This window comes from Butyrivibrio sp. INlla21 (genome assembly GCF_900116875.1).
Classification (GTDB): Bacteria; Bacillota; Clostridia; order Lachnospirales; family Lachnospiraceae; genus Butyrivibrio.
On record NZ_FPCC01000009.1, the window covers coordinates 1 to 15112 of the forward strand.

Consider the following 15112-nt stretch of genomic DNA (forward strand, 5'->3'; position numbering starts at 1 on the left):
AGTCATTAAGAAAAAGCAAAGAAAATATACATATAAAGCCAATTTTTCGGTCGCAGCTCACATGTGCAGAAAGTATTACCGCGGTACGACATCTCCACCAGATCTGGAAACCATCATTTCAAGAAATCTTGTACCTATTAGACCAGACAGGCACCGGGTAAGATACCAGTCTGCAAGAATCTTCAGAGGTTTCCTCTATAGGGTAGCATAAAGCTTTGAATTTTACACGTTAAGCTCAGGCGGATTTTAATCCGTCTTTTTGACGTGGAAATGACATAGAAAAAGAGGATGAAGGAACTATTCCAACATCCTCTTTGATTCTTTTTGTCCCCGAGTCCAATGTTAACTTAATGACATTGGAGTAAACCTCCGGGGATTTTTTGTCGCTAAACGCTGCCCTTTTGGCATACGTTTTATTTACTTCTGCACTTTGATGCGCTCATCGCCGGCAAGATAGTTTAAAAGCGCCTGGCGGGCGTGTTCTTTGTCGGTAGCTTCGACGCTGACGGTAAAGCGATAGGTGTGATTTTCTTCATCTTCGGATTTGCGATTCTTCTCCGCTTCGGTGATGGATTTGTCTTTGGTGTCTTCACCGGTAAGTTCCATGATATCGTTTATGGCAAAACGGCGGAACATGTCCTTATGCTTTTCGTTCTTAAGATATGTGTTTATCAGATGGATCGTGTCACCAAGATTTAGATACGCGCCGTGAAGGAAAGATTCCATATCAAGGATATCATCCTTATCCTGCTCTTTGCTGTCATCCCAGTCAAGCTCACGACTCATAAGTTCCTCTTCATTCTCGGCATTGTTCTTTTGCCACTCCATGATGTACCACTTCCAGATCTGTAGACGCTTTCTGTTGACATCCTCATCGCTTAACTCAGACATTTTCTGAACCGCATGCCTTGTACCGCGGGCAACAAGTGCATCCGTAGTTTTGTTTATATCATAAGTCCTGCTGAAAACGACCTTTCTCTTTTCAAGATTCTCAATTGAAAGTCCCAGCATATCTCCCGAAAGGCAGCTTAGATACAAAACATAGTCTCCGTGGCGCGCAATAACAACAGGTCTTTTGCGGATAACATCACTAAACTCCTTAAAAGACCTCAGAACATCGTCATTTTGAATGTAACGAAAGGTTCTGCTCATATTGCCCCCTTAGAGGTATTTTTTCTTAAAGTCCTCAATCCTGCAGGGATGTCCGTAAAAGAATCCCATAAGATCGGAAATGGGATATTGCCTTGCAAGCTCCGCTGTTCCCGCATCCTCAACACCTGTAAAGCATGTCCTTATACCGAGCCTGTGCGCAAAAGAAGTAACGGCTTCCACCATGTACTTGTTCGTAAGATTATCTTCCATTCCGCCCGTAAGCGAAGGCACAAGGCTTATAAAATCGATCGGCATATGGCTTACAAGATCAAGTGACGCAAAGTCCGAAACATCTAGTCCTATCTTAAGTCCGCATGATTTAAGGAACTCAACCTGGCTCTTTAAATGCTCGATAGAAAGCTGCCTGCAGCTCTGCGTAAGCTGTAAGCAAAGCGCCGTTGCGGGATATCCCGTCTTTCTCATTATCTCCAATAGAGTCGTTCTAAACTCGGATTTTTCAAGCTGCATGAAAGCAAGGTTTACGCTCAGATAAAAATCTCTGCGGTCCTGCCTTATCGGCATCGCATCAATAAGCGCTGTCTCAAGGATCCAGTTTCCGAGCGAGTAAAATACCGGATCTTGCTCAAGCCATGGAACAAACTCGGAAGGAGAAACATCTCCGTACGGTTCTTTTTGCCATCTTACAAAAACTTCCATTCCGACAAGATTACCGTTTGCCGCTGAAAAAATAGGCTGATACTCCAGATGAAAACCTTCAAATCCGTTAAGAACGCAGTTTCTGACTTCATTAACAAGCTCTATGCTACTGCTATTGCCCTCTGTATGATCGTTATGAAAGATAATAAGGTTGCCGTGTTTCTGAGTCTTAGAGTAATCAAGCGCGTACTTGGCGCTTGTGTATATCGAATGTTCATCGACATCAAGATCGGTCGCAACGACAAGTCCGCCACCCACTTCGGCTTTAACAGTCTTACCGTCGATCTTAAGCCCTTCTCTGGTAAACGCCCTCATGCGCCCGTAGAGCTTTTTGATATCATCGAGCTTCATGCTCGGAGTTATAAGAGCGATTATGGTACCCTCGCCTCTGTAGGCCTTTCCGTCGGGTCCGCCCTCGCTTTGCAGTTTCTCGGCGACAGCCTTAAGTAAGCTGTTTCCGGTCATATATCCGTAGCGTCTGTTGATCTCACCGAAATCTATGACGTTGACCATGAGTATCGAATACTCTTTTCCCTCGGTCTTAAGACTTCTCATATAGTTGAGCATTTCAAACTGATTGGGCAAAAGAGTTATCGGATCATTGTTGTCCACAATACCTTTATTGATAATTGAACATGCGTAAAAAACCGGCTTGTCCGAATAGTCTTTTATCACGACTCCCCTACATGAGCAAACGACAAATTCCCCGTTCTTATTCCTTGCTCTGTATTCGAAATTGGGATCCAGCTTATCTCCTGCATATACGCGCTGAATGTATTCGGCGTACTTATCCCTGTCATCGGGATGAATCCTCATCTCCCAGACCGATGCCGCGTTAAAAATATATTCCCCGGATAGTCCGAAATAGTCCACTGCATTGAGCGACCATCTCGAAATATTTTTTTCCATGTCGTGTACATAGACATAACGGCTTCTCGATGTTACCGCAAAGGTATCGAAAATCCTATTGATTAAATCGTAAGTTCCTCCCGCCATCTTTTATAATTCCTCTTATTCTGCGTGTTTTTATTATCTGTCGAATTTAACCGACTTATCGCCCCTTACAAAACGCCTTGCCTTTATTAGTCTCTTGTTTGAATACATTGCATCGTCGGCTTTTTTAACAACGTCTTCTAAATTGACACCATCATCCGGGAACCTTGCAAATCCCGCACTTATCATAACTTTAAGCGTTATATCCCCGACTGTTACGTCTCGTGCGACGTTGGTCCTTATTCTTGCTATGACATCTTCATAGAAAAATCTGTCGTGCTTGCCGTGAATTACTACGACAAATTCATCTCCGCCTATTCTGAAAGCAATATCTTTTTCCCTGATGCTGTTAAGAAGTCTCTTGGCCACAACGTTGAGGAGCTCATCTCCAACCTCATGACCGTATGTGTCGTTGACCATTTTAAAATCATTGAGATCAATATATATGATTCCGAACGGGCTCTTTTTCTTTATGAGATCATCGGTATGTTCCTTGTAGCTTCTTGGATTGTGCAGGTTGGTAAGCGCGTCTGTATACGACAACACCGCGAGTTCTCCCGCATTTTCCTTTACGGACATATATGATGAAACCGCGATCGACATAAGGATACTAAAGATAATTCCGATCAGAAATGCAGTAACTATCTCCTTAAGATCCATCCAGTTTCCGATTGGTGCTATCATAAGTGTCCAGAAACCGCCGCCAACGGTACTGATCATTGACGAGATCGGAGCCGCAAGCTCTTTTTCCGAATATTCCATGATAATGCGCTCATCGCCGGTAAGAATATTGTTGCCGATAAGCTTATATTCATAGCCTTCATCCGCGAGCGCCTTGATATTAACTTCTGATAAAAAGTCGGACAATCCCAATGTTATCGAAGCAAATCCCCAGAAATTGTTTGCATTCTTCTCTCCGATATACACAGGGCGCCTTATTATCACGCCGTAGCTTCCATCCGGTAGCGTTACGGGCGCAAGTATCACTGAAAGGCCTGTATTCATGCTGTTTTCAGCATAAACGCTTTCAACTGAATCCTCAAAAAGATTTTTCCTCTCGGCGATACCGTTATCCAAGGGATATATGTAACTAACCACTCCGTTCGGAGCAAGCGAAACGCTTATTACATCGAGATAATCGTTAAAAAGAGCTTCTCCCATCGTCTGAAACTCTTGCTGCTTGAGGTCCCCATCCTCATTGGCTATCTCGATCTCCAATATCCTGGTTATATAATCTCTTGATTCTATTTCGGCTTCTATCCTCTCACTGATAGAATCAGCAAGGAACTGAGCCTTTTCTTTTCTATTCGCGGCTACTCTTGTCAGATAAAAGAATGATATGAAGGTTGTAATGATAAGCGTCACAATAAAGATGATCGTGCCTACCGTTTTAATCTTTCTTTTTCCCATATTCATCCTCTGGTATTTAAAATTGGCAATACTTAGATTAATTATATCATAATATGAAAAAGGATATTACGGGGTGTGATTACCTCGTAATATCCTTCTGTTTTTCATTAAGGAAGTTCGACTCTCGCTGCGCTCGATCGAACACGTTCGAACCAGATTCGACAATACCTCATCAGGTTCTCTCAGCTACTTAATTACTATATTTACGATCCTGCCGGGAACATAGATCTCTTTTACGATAGTCTTACCATCAAGCTTATCTGCGATGAGCTCTTTACCCTTGGCGATTACTTCATCCTTGGGATCTTCCTTGCCGATCTCAAGTGTGGCCTTAACCTTACCGTTGATCTGAACAGCGATCTCTACTGTATCTTCTACGCACTTAGACTCATCAAATGTGGGCCAAGGCTCAAAGGCGATAGTGTTATCGTGTCCAAGGCTCTGCCAGATCTCTTCACCAACGTGAGGGCAGATGCAAGAGAACATCTTAATGAAGTTCTCGGCGTATTCTCTGGGGCATTTGCCTTCCTTGTATACCGCATTAACAAAGATCATCATCTGAGCGATGGCTGTGTTAAAGCCGAGTGCTTCGAAATCACCTGTGACCTTCTTAACCGTCTGATGATAAACTTTCTCAAGATTGCCGTTGTTGTCATCAGTGATGTTTGCAGGCTCTGTAAAGAAAGTAAATACGCGGTTGATGAACTTTCTTGCGCCTGTAACGGCTGCGGAGTTCCAAGGCTTGGATACTTCCAAAGGTCCCATGAACATCTCATAGAGACGAAGTGTATCTGCGCCGTACTCACTAACAATATCGCTGGGGTTAACAACGAACTCAGGGAATCTCTTACCCATCTTGATACCGTTCTCACCAAGGATCATTCCCTGATGTACGAGCTTCTTGAAAGGCTCTTTTACAGGTGAAAGACCTTTGTTATAAAGGAATCGGTTCCAGATACGTGAGTACATCAGATGTCCTACAGCGTGCTCGGGACCACCGATGTAAAGATCGACCGGCATCCAGTGCTTAAGGAGTTCCTGATTGGCGAACTCTTTATCGTTATCGGGATCGATATATCTGAAATAGTACCAAGAAGAACCTGCGGAACCGGGCATGGTTGATGTCTCTCTTGTTCCCTTAAGTCCGTTCTTGTCATACGCTTTCCACTCTGTAGCGTTCTCAAGAGGTGCCTTGCCTCCGCGTCCCTTGTAATCCTCAAGCTCGGGAAGAACAACCGGAAGCTCGCTGTCATCAAGGAAAACAATGCTTCCGTCTTCTTTGTATACGCAGGGAACGGGCTCGCCCCAGTAACGCTGTCTTGCGAAGATCCACTCACGGAAGTGATAGTTGACCTTCTCTCTTGCAACGCCCATATCTACAAGCTTCTTGGTGATGGCTTTCTTGGCATCTTCTACAGTCATTCCGTCAAACTCTTCGGAATTCATAAGGATGCAGCCCTTGCCGAGATAGTCCTGCTTCTCAAATGCGTGTCCGGAAACATCAACTGTTCCTTCTGCATTGTTGATAACCTGGATAAGCGGAAGTCCATGAACCTCAGCATACTCAAAGTCTCTCTGATCATGAGTGGGTACGGCCATAACGGCACCTGTACCATAGCTTGCAAGAACGAAGTCACCGATAAACAAAGGCACTTCCTTGCCGTTTACGGGGTTGATCGCATAGATTCCCTTAAGAGGGCATCCTGACTTGGTCTTATTAAGATCTGTACGATCAAGATCGTTCTTTTTAAGTGTCTCATTTATATATGCCTGAACCTCGTCGAGATTCTCAACGCGGTCCAAAAGTCCTTTAACGATCTCTCCGTCGGGAGCAAGTACCATAAAGGTGATACCGTAGATGGTCTCGATACATGTTGTGAAGATTGAGAACTCTCCGCCGCCTACGATCTTGAAATCAACCTCTACACCCGTTGACTTACCGATCCAGTTACGCTGGATCTCCTTGGTTGACTCGGGCCAGTCAATCTCATTAAGTCCGTCAAGAAGCTCCTCAGCGAACGCCTGCTGATCGATAACCCACTGCTTCATCATCTTTTTAACAACGGGATATCCGCCACGCTCTGATTTACCGTCGATTACCTCATCGTTGGAAAGAACCGTTCCAAGCTCCTCGCACCAGTTAACGGGCATATCAATATGCTTAGCATAACCGTCTTCATACAATTTCTTAAAGATCCACTGTGTCCACTTGTAAAACTTGGGATCACTTGTTGCTACCATCTTGGACCAGTCATAGTCAAATCCAAGCTCCTTGAGCTGCTTGGAAAAAGTCTCTATATTCTTCTCTGTGAATCCGGCAGGATGGTTACCTGTTGTAACCGCATACTGCTCAGCAGGAAGACCGAATGAATCGTATCCCATGGGATGCAATACGTTATATCCCTGCATTCTCTTCATACGTGACATGATATCTGTAGCCGTATATCCTTCGGGATGTCCTGCGTGAAGACCTACACCTGACGGATAAGGGAACATATCAAGGGCATAATATTTGGGCTTGGAAAAATCCCAAACGTCTGTCTTGAATGTCTGGTTCTCTTCCCAATATTTCTGCCATTTACTTTCTATTGCGTGATGATTGTATACTTCTGACATGAGATACTTTTTCTCCTCCAATTATTATTACCTCAAAATTTTACCACACGCGGGATTCTTGTCAAACATGAAATACATTTAATAGGTATAAAAAAACTGTCGACCCGGCCGACAGCTTTTTAACATGATCGATTATTTGCTTTTACGCGTTGAGAAAACCGAGGCTTATTGTATATATTTATTAGCCCAGTTTTTAAGCTCATCGCGGGAAATTCCCACATTGAACTTCTTTCCTCCGTCAAAATGGATACGTGTGTAGGTATTCTGGAGGTCTTTTACGCTCTTATCGATATCGGTTCCTCCGGAAGTAGCAAAAAGAACTACATGCTTACCGGAAAACTCGTATTCCTCAAGGAATGAGTTGATGATATGAGGTGCTGTGTACCACCAGATCGGAAAGCCGATAAAAACGACATCCGCGCCTTCAACACCGGCATTGCCGTCCGCAAGTTCCGGGCGCGATGTTATATCTTTCATCTCAATGCTGCTTCTTGAAAACTCATTCTGCCAGTTAAGATCCTCAGAAGTATATCTGTTCTTGGGCGCTATCTCATAGATATCCGCACCAATCTCCGCCGCCAACTGATTGGCGATGCTGGCAGTTACTCCGCTTGCTGAAAAGTACGCAACCAATATTTTTTTGCTCATCTGAACCCCCTCGTGTTTTTATTGGTTAAACAGGTTTGATAACAAGTCTCTGCGGTTCTACATGCCTTGACTCGCCCTTCCTTCCGCGGCAGACAATTCCCTCCTCGATATTAATGAGCTCGACGCGCTCCTTCATCGCTGCCATTATCTGTTTTACGGCGTTCTCATAATCCTTCGGATCCATGGGAACCACATAGTCGTGATTGAGGTGTTCCGTGGATATTACCGCCGATCTGTATCTGGTATCATATCTTATTCCGTAGAATGTACACACTTCCGTGTTGAGAGTTCCGTTACTGTCACTACATTGCATCGCTATATACATGATGTCACCCTCCAACTATACAACTGAAAAACAATAAACATTTGTACAATTTAATGATAATACATTTTAATAAAATATGCTACTTTTTCACACAAAACGAGCTTTTTGATGCTATTTTCAGGCAAAAAAATCCCGGCAGTACTCCTGCCGGGTTAATTTACCGATTCACTTTATTAAACTATTGCATCATCACTTGCCCATTGATGCGATGAGCGCGTCAATCTCAGCCTGAGAAAGCATCTTTCCGGGATCTCCTCCCGAAGGTGCCCCTGCTGCCGGTGCTGCTGAAGCAGCTGCTGCAGGATTTGCGGCCATTCCCCCGCCGCCTTGCTGAGGTGATTTACCCATTATACTTGCAAGCAATGCCTGCTGTTCTGCACTAAGTCCGTTAGAATCCATACGGATACCCCTCATTCATAGATTGTTACTTTTTTGACTATCATACTTACGCACATAGTTCTGAATATATGTATATTGTATTTTAGTAAAAAAAATACGTCAAATAAATAGTTTATAAACTATTCTAAAGAAACTATAACACTCGTAGGTACCCGTTAAACAGCTGTATCTGCTTATACCTCTTTATACAACTGATCAAAAAGATCTTTCTTTATGATGTAGATATCGTGCGGATCGTCTTCTCTGAAAGCGATGTAGTCTCCGATCTCGCCCGAATAATATTTTTCGTCATCCCAAGCGGTAAAGAGCTTGACGCACTTATCAAGGGGGCGGGCGTAGATGCTGACATTTCCCTTACTCACAGCATGTTTGACATAGGCCATTACAGATTTCTTTTCGCCTGTGACGCTGTTTTTTATGCTGGGATCGTACTCAAATTTTTTATCAAAGCTGTCATCAAGGGTCTTGTAGCTCTTTTTGAATTTTTCTTTTGCTATAGGATAGATCTCGCCTGTAATTCCGACCATGAGGTAATGCGATTTATCTATGGTTATGTCGATATCGCCCTCCAAGGTTCTGACCGTGATCAAAGTTCCTTTCGGGAATACGTCGGTAAGCTTCACATATCCGAATTCCTGTGGGATCTTCACGTATTTCTTCATGCCGTCCATGCCAAGCGTAGTTTCTTTTGCATAGATGACTTCGTACATGTCAAAGTACTCTTTCATGCGCTTATGCAGGTAATTTGTGGCAAGCGCTTCGAGTTTTCCCGAGCCTTTATCTTTTTTATCCTTGCTCTCTTTATATTTTTGTTTAAGCTTCTCAGGCCTAAGAGCGCCTCCGGCCTTGAATATATGGCCTCCTCCGCCGCCGAGGTCGCCTGCAAGAAATGCCGCAAGTTCGTTGGCGTGGACCTCTTTAACGCAGCTGCGAACGGAAAATTTCACTTCAATAGGACTTACAAAATAGGCAAGGCAAACGTTAACGCCCGCCGTCTCAAGCGAAAAGTCACTCATAACGCCGAGGATGTTGGGATCGCATGCTTCCGCATGTATGATGAGATACTTTTCTTTTTTGAAGTACTTATAGTTAAGGATCGCGTTGCCCGTGATCTTGAGCTCGTTCAGCGAAATGTTGGAATTACTCATCTCCACGATAATGCTCTTGTTTACGATAAGCTCGTCCTGCATATCGCGGTCGAGGGGGTGCGAAACCTCGGAAAACTTGTTGGTGTCTGTGTATAGTCCATAGTATAGAGCCGTTGCAAGAAGCGGATTGTCGTTGACATCAAGACCTTCTTTCTTGATAAGATCCCAGACAAGCGTTGATGCACTTCCAAGGTTATTCCTTACATCGGAAAGCTTCGGAAGATCGGCTGATTTCTGGTGATGATCGATGACCGCAATGTGATCAGCCTTTAGCTTGGATACATTCTTTTGCCCATACTGACAGTCAACGGTGACAAGAAGCCCTTTCACTTTATCGAGCTCCGGCTCGTACGAAACCGGAATTTCAAGCTTCTCGAGCATGATCTTGAGATTACTCTTTTGAATCTTGTTCTTGCCTTTGTAGATGAGCTTCGCCTTCTTGCCCATCTTTTCAAAGTACCACAAAAGAGCGTATCCCGACGCAAGCGCATCGGCATCCGGATTGTCGTGACACTGAATGGTTATGTTATTAAATTTCAGCAGCTCATTTAATCTCATAATACTTATTTTATCCTATTCCGTAAGCGTCCTTCTGCTCCTGTGGCATCTCGTGGTCCTGCAAAATGTCTTTGGCCTTTTTTATCAGGTCGTCTAAGTTATATCGGCGGAAATAACCAAGGTGATTATCAAAGTTTTTATCCTTAGATAAACACGGGAAGGTATCTGTCGGTGCATGGTATCCCATAGAGCTTGTAAGATAGCCAAGTTCAATGAAACTGTCCAGATCAAAAATATTGGTTATTGATGAATAGTGGAAGTATATGCATGAATGCTCAGTATCAACTGTAAATGTGCTTTCATAGTCTGCAGTAGAATTTGTCGTATATTCTGTCATTCCGACAAGTTTTCCCGTCATCGCATCATATCTACATAGATTGCCGTCAGTAAACGGTACAACCAGCAAATTTCTTTCGCTTCCATTCTCTTTTACAAAAACAGGTCTTCGCATTTTTACATCAAGGGTAGGAATAACAGCAATATTATTTCCCTTTATATCTTTTATAACTATATTCTTTTCATCAGTTAATGCGATAAGTTTTCCATCATCATTCATAGATACACACAATGTACCATTCCAACTATCATCATATGAAACGGGATATATTTCATTTTCATTTATATCAATGATATAATCATCCCTATGCTCATCAGAGCTAAATGTACTGTGCGTTGCCGCAATATAAATGAAGCCTTGCTTTTCAAAATAATAAAGTCCCTTGACATTATAATATTTATCCGTGGGAATACGGTATTTGTCTGTCTTTTTAGAGGAAACATCATATACCATTATGTATGTATCCAAAGTCTCATTTTCCGCGAAAACGATCTTGCCATTTTCATACTCCGGAATATCATTTGTATCATAATTGTAATTATTTATCTTTTCTCTGGTGAATTCTCCTGTTTTATAATCCACTGAGACCAGTCCAAGCTCACCGTCTCCCATTTTGGCATAAGACATCAAAAGTTTTCCGTTACATGTTCCGAGGAAAATAAATTGGTATGCTTTTGCTCCACTTTCAGGCTTAGACAAAACAATGCTTTTAATATACTTCTTATCATTGGGATCAAAAAGATCAAGCACTACGCTTTCATCTACATCCGAAAGTACCGCTACGACATTATCATCCATATATGAATTGTAAATACTGTCCGTCTTAGGTGCGGTTTCATAAACTTCCCATTCATTATCATAAACACCGGAATTATATTGTATTATCCGCTTTCCGTTATCGCGCGACAAAAATAACCCTTTTCCTACCGTTGCCTTATCAAGTTCATCCGTAAACCGTAATCTGGAAACAAGAGTATTATGATCTCTCTTTTCAGATTCTACGTACCCTGCCATATGACCGTCACGTGTTATATAATTCGGAGTAGTCATATCTTCGTTTGCATATGCATATACTATTCCTGAATTTAAAGTGAAATGATGAAGTTCTTCTCCGGAATCTACATTCCAAATATCAGAAGCATCTCCTGAATAATAAGCTATGGAGTTATTCTTCTTTATATATAGAAAATCAGAAGCATACGCAACATCATTGGTCACAAAATTTTTTTCCCATTTCACGGAAAGATCTTCAGGGTTCAAGCAAATAATCTTTTCTCTGTCTGTTTTACAAAAAAAAGATGAATAATACTTGGTATTTGTATTCGCGGTATCTTCAATATATGCCATAAAAAGCTCATTATCTGTAGGAAAAAGGACTGCCGGTACATAATCACCGTCTGTGTTTTTGCATATTGTTTTTCCCGATGTTATATCATATATTCCTATTCCTACTTTTTTATTTTCATCATGGAAAGTAAATGCAATCCTTGTATTGTCCTGTGACAAAACAACATTATTTATATCCTCTGACATGTAAAAAGAGTCAATCAGCTCTTTGGGGAGCTCATATTTGTCATAAATCTCCCCGTCCTCCTTTGAACAGAAGCAAAAAATCCCACTATTTAACGTAAACATTATATTCCCGTCTTTAGTGATATTTATTACATCATCAATTATATACTCATCTTTTAGTTCCTTTTCCCATAACTGTTCACCTGTTATTGGATTGATGCATACTATAAAATGACTTCCGGCCAATATCGCTTTTTCTTCGGAAATGAAAGTAAAGCAAGAAGCAACATCTCTATTATTCTTGGGGCTGTAATTATAGAGCTCTTTATGTTCAGTAGAATCCCATATTTTTATATTGCCGAATCTGTCTATTGCACACATCATGCTATCTTCGGGAGATGAATAAATTCCCTCAATACTTCCCGACATCTCATAATTCCACGTTGATGTAATGCCACCATCATTATTAGGTAAATATGCCATTGAAGCCTGTGTTATCGCCTTAACAGCCTCAGGTACCACCGGTCTGTTCGGAATCTCATCGCTTGGAACAGCACTAAGAGCCAGGTGAAGCGCATTAATCCTGTCTCCGTTTTCAAGCAACTTCTCTGACTCATTAGCCAGATACTTGGACTGACTTATAAGTGAAGCGCGGTAACTGTCGTTGACCTTCTTGTTACTGTAGATCATATATCCGGCAAAGGTTAGTGTGACAGCCAGTACGGCAGCAAAAATAGCGGTCAGCCTTTTCATTTTATACTGACGCTGTCTGTCCATAAGTTCGTTGTAGGAACAGCCAATAAGAGTTGCGGCAAGACGAGGAAGTTCTACGTTCTTGGCTTCTCTTACAGGGAGTCTGAAGTCACATGAAAGCGGCTCAACAGGTATTGTTACCGTTTCTTCTATTCCATGTTCATTAACTCTGGTAATCTCTTTATTTTTGAGTATTTCAGGCACCACATCAACCGGCTCACCGTCAGCCAGTACTGTGAGAATCTGATCCTGCGTATGATTCTTTAAAAAGAGCTTTATCTCTCTTTCAACCCACATGGATTTGCAAGTATTGGTAGAGCATATTACTATAAGATAGTCAGCATTTTCCAAAGCTTCGGCGATGGTTCCGCTAAGGTCGCTGGTGATTGGGAGTTCATCGGTATCCCTGAATATCCTCTCAATCTTTTTCATGCCGGTCTTTTTTCTTATTTTGTGCGGAATATGATAGTGCTCAAGGCCGCGCTCAACCATAGCCGCAATCTTGTTATCAAGCTCTGCGTGCTTGTATGAAATAAATGCGTTGTAATGAAGTCCCATTTTTTCAAAATCCCTTTTTGTTACAATGTTTATAATATTTTTCAATGATTATTATACAAGAAAGGTTCGATATGACCAAGAAAAAACTTGCACTTGAAGTAATTAACCGATTAAAAAACGAATATCCCGACGCCGTATGCACTCTTGCTTACGATAAAGCCTGGCAACTGCTTGTAAGCGTGCGCCTCGCAGCGCAATGTACAGACAAAAGAGTCGACATGATAACGCCTTTATTATATGAAAAGTTCCCGACAGTGGAGGCTCTTGCAAACGCTCCCGTCGAGGAGATAGAAAAAATAGTTCGTCCCTGCGGTCTTGGAAACTCCAAGGCAAGGGATATCTCTGCCTGTATGAAAGTTATTCACGAAAAATATAATGACAACGTCCCCGATAACATGAAAGAGCTGCTCTCTCTCCCCGGTGTAGGGAGAAAGAGTGCCAATCTTGTCCTCGGAGACGTATTCGGAAAGCCCGCAATTGTTACGGACACTCATTGTATTAGACTATGTAACCTTATCGGACTTGTAGATAATGTAAAAGATCCTGCCAAAGTGGAAAAAGAACTCTGGAAGATCATTCCTCCCGAAGAAGGAAACGCACTCTGCCACAGATTTGTCACTCACGGAAGAGAGGTCTGCATAGCAAGAAGACCAAACTGCGAAATATGCTGCCTTAAAGACATCTGTAAAACAGGAAAAAAAGACCTTAATTAGACTTGTATAGCTGTTCGCATTCTGCGGTTTTTTCTTTATCTATTGTTTCATAGTCTGCCTTAATCGCATCCATTACGCCTGTAACGTGAGTAAGTTCTGTTTTCATGAGCCTAAGCATATCTACAACTTCATGATCAGCTTGCTGGTAATCAGGAACAACAGAATTTCGAAGGCATTCGGGATCAGGTTTAGCATAGCCTCCTTCTGTCTCAATGATATTGTTAGTCTGATTTTTTATTCCGCTTACTATCGCGGTAAACACTTCAGTATCTATCTTTATCATAAATTATCACTCCTCTTCGTCACAAGAAGCTATTGCTTCCTCAAGCTCTTGGATCGCCCCCTGAATTTCGCTTTCAAGAGCGGCTATTTCTCCGGCATAGTTAGACATATTAGTAGCTATGGTCTGTTTATTTTCTCCAGCTTTGGTAAAGTTAGCTCCAAGCCAGTCTGCACCTGATTCTCCTCCAAGCTTATATTTTGAAATCGGATCAAGTGCACCTTCTCTCATTTTCCCATCTTCGGACTCCAAATCCTGAAGTAATTCCTGAAGGTCACGCGAAAGTGCCTCCAGCGCTTGCTTTTTGTCTTCGGAAGACTTTTCTTCCTCAATATCTTGTTTATTACCCATTCTCTTTCCTCCATATATTATATATTTATAATTCCCCAAATACATGTGGCAGCTTTGACACCGCCACATGCCTTAATCATCTTATCCTTCGTATACAAGATGTGAAGCCGATGATGTATCGATTTCTACCTTATTGTTTGATGACTGTTTTACATTGCTGGCAAGCTGATCAAGTGTGTCAGCATATGTGTGAAGGTCCTTATTAAGTTCCAAATAAACCTCCAGAAGCTTCTGTGCGGAATCACCAAAAATTCCCTCAGCTCCAACCTCATCTATATTGCTTTTAAGTGAATCTAAATTTGTCCTAAGATTTTCTGCAAAACTTGTAAGCTTATCCGCATTTGCATTAAGCTCCTCGGTATTTGCTCCAATAAATCCATTTGCTCCCATATTTTTTCTCCTTCCTTTCTTTAGAACTGGTACGCTCTGCTTCCATTGGCAGCTTCATTCTGATAGTTCTGTGACACGTTGTTGATCCAGTTGTTAATAGTACGAACCTGAGCAGACATCTGACTCATCTTACTTGAAAGCTGATTGATGAAATTAACACATGCCTCTCCGTCGGCACCAAACCAACATTCCGATAGAGGTCCCTGCAATCCTTGTACACTTGTTGTAAGTGTATCGATCTCACCTGCCGATGTCTCGATCAGTTGGCTCTTTGTAGCCAAAAATTCTACGTTTACTCCTTTTTGTACCATA

At 42.1% G+C, this 15112-nt stretch carries 14 protein-coding genes and 1 pseudogene; 2 read left to right on the plus strand and 13 right to left on the minus strand.

What is annotated here, in order from left to right; translation table 11 throughout:
• Nucleotides 1–211: pseudogene (locus BM377_RS16405) on the plus strand (IS4 family transposase); the annotation flags it as partial.
• Nucleotides 212–417: 206 nt separating this feature from the next.
• On the opposite strand, the gene BM377_RS06750 reads toward BM377_RS16405, so the two are convergent.
• From BM377_RS06750 to BM377_RS06790, 9 genes are all read right to left on the minus strand, one after another.
• Nucleotides 418–1152 (minus strand): hypothetical protein, encoded by a 735-nt coding sequence (locus BM377_RS06750; RefSeq protein ID WP_092245687.1) that lies wholly within the window; start codon nucleotides 1150–1152, stop codon nucleotides 418–420.
• 9 nt (nucleotides 1153–1161) lie between these two features.
• Nucleotides 1162–2805, minus strand: a complete 1644-nt coding sequence (locus BM377_RS06755) for a sensor domain-containing phosphodiesterase (RefSeq protein WP_092245690.1) — start codon at nucleotides 2803–2805, stop codon at nucleotides 1162–1164.
• Nucleotides 2806–2838: 33 nt separating this feature from the next.
• The gene (locus BM377_RS06760; protein WP_177223822.1) at nucleotides 2839–4212 is read right to left on the minus strand and encodes a sensor domain-containing diguanylate cyclase; all 1374 of its coding nucleotides are present in this window, start codon (nucleotides 4210–4212) and stop codon (nucleotides 2839–2841) included.
• Nucleotides 4213–4398: 186 nt separating this feature from the next.
• Nucleotides 4399–6828: a leucine--tRNA ligase gene (leuS, locus tag BM377_RS06765; protein WP_092245697.1), complete on the minus strand. Its 2430-nt coding sequence runs from the start codon at nucleotides 6826–6828 to the stop codon at nucleotides 4399–4401.
• 165 nt (nucleotides 6829–6993) lie between these two features.
• A complete protein-coding gene (locus BM377_RS06770; protein ID WP_092245700.1) occupies nucleotides 6994–7476 on the minus strand; it encodes a flavodoxin in 483 nt (160 codons plus the stop codon).
• 25 nt (nucleotides 7477–7501) lie between these two features.
• Nucleotides 7502–7801, minus strand: a complete 300-nt coding sequence (locus tag BM377_RS06775; protein WP_092245703.1) for a hypothetical protein — start codon at nucleotides 7799–7801, stop codon at nucleotides 7502–7504.
• A 189-nt stretch (nucleotides 7802–7990) separates the two neighbouring features.
• A complete protein-coding gene (locus BM377_RS06780) occupies nucleotides 7991–8200 on the minus strand; it encodes a hypothetical protein (protein WP_092245706.1) in 210 nt (69 codons plus the stop codon).
• A 173-nt stretch (nucleotides 8201–8373) separates the two neighbouring features.
• Nucleotides 8374–9906 carry a DHH family phosphoesterase gene (locus tag BM377_RS06785; RefSeq protein WP_092245709.1) on the minus strand — a complete coding sequence of 511 codons (1533 nt, stop codon included), beginning with the start codon at nucleotides 9904–9906 and terminating at the stop codon, nucleotides 8374–8376.
• Nucleotides 9907–9916: 10 nt separating this feature from the next.
• Complete coding sequence (locus BM377_RS06790) at nucleotides 9917–13066, minus strand: toll/interleukin-1 receptor domain-containing protein (protein ID WP_092245712.1); 3150 nt, start codon at nucleotides 13064–13066, stop codon at nucleotides 9917–9919.
• Nucleotides 13067–13137: 71 nt separating this feature from the next.
• Between BM377_RS06790 and BM377_RS06795 the strand changes: the two genes are divergently transcribed.
• Nucleotides 13138–13779 carry an endonuclease III domain-containing protein gene (locus BM377_RS06795; protein ID WP_092245715.1) on the plus strand — a complete coding sequence of 214 codons (642 nt, stop codon included), beginning with the start codon at nucleotides 13138–13140 and terminating at the stop codon, nucleotides 13777–13779.
• On the opposite strand, the gene BM377_RS06800 is transcribed toward BM377_RS06795, so the two are convergent.
• From BM377_RS06800 to BM377_RS06815, 4 genes are all read right to left on the minus strand, one after another.
• The gene (locus tag BM377_RS06800; protein ID WP_092245718.1) at nucleotides 13772–14062 is read right to left on the minus strand and encodes a hypothetical protein; all 291 of its coding nucleotides are present in this window, start codon (nucleotides 14060–14062) and stop codon (nucleotides 13772–13774) included. The two genes, BM377_RS06795 and BM377_RS06800, sit on opposite strands and share 8 nt — an antisense overlap.
• Nucleotides 14063–14068: 6 nt before the next feature.
• On the minus strand, nucleotides 14069–14410 hold the full coding sequence (locus BM377_RS06805; protein WP_092245721.1) for a hypothetical protein: 342 nt from the start codon (nucleotides 14408–14410) through the stop codon (nucleotides 14069–14071).
• 81 nt (nucleotides 14411–14491) lie between these two features.
• A complete protein-coding gene (locus BM377_RS06810) occupies nucleotides 14492–14800 on the minus strand; it encodes a WXG100 family type VII secretion target (protein WP_092245724.1) in 309 nt (102 codons plus the stop codon).
• A 20-nt stretch (nucleotides 14801–14820) separates the two neighbouring features.
• Complete coding sequence (locus tag BM377_RS06815) at nucleotides 14821–15111, minus strand: WXG100 family type VII secretion target (protein WP_092245728.1); 291 nt, start codon at nucleotides 15109–15111, stop codon at nucleotides 14821–14823.
• Nucleotide 15112: the final 1 nt, after the last annotated feature.

Excerpts from the sequence above, each read along its gene's own strand:
- BM377_RS06805 (WP_092245721.1), bottom strand. The coding sequence starts at position 14,410 with ATGGGTAATAAACAAGATATTGAGGAAGAAAAGTCTTCCGAAGACAAA.
- BM377_RS06790 (WP_092245712.1), bottom strand. The coding sequence starts at position 13,066 with ATGGGACTTCATTACAACGCATTTATTTCATACAAGCACGCAGAGCTT.
- BM377_RS06775 (WP_092245703.1), bottom strand. The coding sequence starts at position 7,801 with ATGTATATAGCGATGCAATGTAGTGACAGTAACGGAACTCTCAACACG.
- BM377_RS06795 (WP_092245715.1), top strand. The coding sequence starts at position 13,138 with ATGACCAAGAAAAAACTTGCACTTGAAGTAATTAACCGATTAAAAAAC.
- BM377_RS06770 (WP_092245700.1), bottom strand. The coding sequence starts at position 7,476 with ATGAGCAAAAAAATATTGGTTGCGTACTTTTCAGCAAGCGGAGTAACT.
- BM377_RS06810 (WP_092245724.1), bottom strand. The coding sequence starts at position 14,800 with ATGGGAGCAAATGGATTTATTGGAGCAAATACCGAGGAGCTTAATGCA.
- BM377_RS06755 (WP_092245690.1), bottom strand. The coding sequence starts at position 2,805 with ATGGCGGGAGGAACTTACGATTTAATCAATAGGATTTTCGATACCTTT.
- leuS (WP_092245697.1), bottom strand. The coding sequence starts at position 6,828 with ATGTCAGAAGTATACAATCATCACGCAATAGAAAGTAAATGGCAGAAA.
- BM377_RS06800 (WP_092245718.1), bottom strand. The coding sequence starts at position 14,062 with ATGATAAAGATAGATACTGAAGTGTTTACCGCGATAGTAAGCGGAATA.
- BM377_RS06780 (WP_092245706.1), bottom strand. The coding sequence starts at position 8,200 with ATGGATTCTAACGGACTTAGTGCAGAACAGCAGGCATTGCTTGCAAGT.
- BM377_RS06760 (WP_177223822.1), bottom strand. The coding sequence starts at position 4,212 with ATGGGAAAAAGAAAGATTAAAACGGTAGGCACGATCATCTTTATTGTG.
- BM377_RS06750 (WP_092245687.1), bottom strand. The coding sequence starts at position 1,152 with ATGAGCAGAACCTTTCGTTACATTCAAAATGACGATGTTCTGAGGTCT.
- BM377_RS06815 (WP_092245728.1), bottom strand. The coding sequence starts at position 15,111 with ATGGTACAAAAAGGAGTAAACGTAGAATTTTTGGCTACAAAGAGCCAA.
- BM377_RS06785 (WP_092245709.1), bottom strand. The coding sequence starts at position 9,906 with ATGAGATTAAATGAGCTGCTGAAATTTAATAACATAACCATTCAGTGT.